Genomic DNA, 946 nt, shown 5'->3' with positions numbered 1-946 from the left:
CTGTTTTCGACAGCTCTGTATCTCGCGGTCAACCTGCTGAATTCCCTGTAACTGGCGTAATTCAAGGTTGGGTACAAGCTCTACAAATGATGCCTGTTGGCTCTAAGTGGAAGCTATACATCCCTCAAGATCTAGCATACGGTGAGCGTGGCGCAGGTGCTGCAATCCCACCATTTGCTGCTCTAGTATTTGAAGTAGAACTTCTAGCTATTCTTTAATTTTTATAAAAACCTTTAGTAAAACAAAATACTATTGGCAAATAAAATTGAAATAATCCAACGGCGATGTGACTACATCGCCGTTTTTCGTTTATAGTGAAAGAGTAAATTACTTTATTACTTAAGGACGAATAATGAAGAAAGTACTCATCACAGTTTTAAGCAGCCTTGCTGTTGTCTCTTGCGCTAGCACTAGCGACTCTGAACAAACCAGTTCATCATCAGATACCAACTATTCCCAACTATCACAAACTGCACTAATGGCAGCAGTGAATATGTGGTCTCAGCAGAACGAAACAACACCACTTGTGGATACGGTAGCTGACCAAGCTTCTGTTACCAGCGACCAAGCAGTTGGCGGTATTGGTTCAATGTTGGCCCTTGCACAAAACTCACTTGGCACAGCCGACAACAAAGAACTCGCGACACTTATTCCAGGCATGTCGAGCCTTGAGTCTACGGGGCTATCATCGCTACTAAGCTCACAAGGTGCCGTTGAAAGTGCGTTTTCTGGATTAGGCATGGATCCATCAATGGTTACGACATTTGCGCCAATCATTCTTCAAGCATTGCAGTCACAAGGTGCGACGAGCGGCCTGATGGATTCACTTTCAGCTATATGGCAATAATCGTTAGTTATTAATAGCTAGCTTAAAATCTAATAAGGGCACTTCGGTGCTCTTTTTTGTGCGTGGAAGAAAAGATATTTGAGATACGAGATACGAGAT

The 946-nt window shown here is 42.9% G+C and carries 2 protein-coding genes; both read left to right on the top strand.

Annotated elements, in window-relative coordinates:
* A partial coding sequence (locus AB4133_RS16495; protein WP_170967442.1) for an FKBP-type peptidyl-prolyl cis-trans isomerase occupies nt 1–218 on the top strand: 218 nt, incomplete at its 5' end.
* 134 nt (nt 219–352) lie between these two features.
* The gene (locus AB4133_RS16490; protein ID WP_017058875.1) at nt 353–847 is read left to right on the top strand and encodes a DUF2780 domain-containing protein; all 495 of its coding nucleotides are present in this window, start codon (nt 353–355) and stop codon (nt 845–847) included.
* The last annotated feature ends 99 nt before the right edge of the window (nt 848–946 follow it).

The organism is Vibrio sp. 10N.286.52.F8, from assembly GCF_041468745.1.
Classification (GTDB): domain Bacteria; phylum Pseudomonadota; class Gammaproteobacteria; order Enterobacterales; family Vibrionaceae; genus Vibrio; species Vibrio crassostreae_C.
The sequence above is the reverse complement of the archived record's forward strand: the minus strand, read 5'-3'. Positions and strand labels throughout refer to the sequence as shown.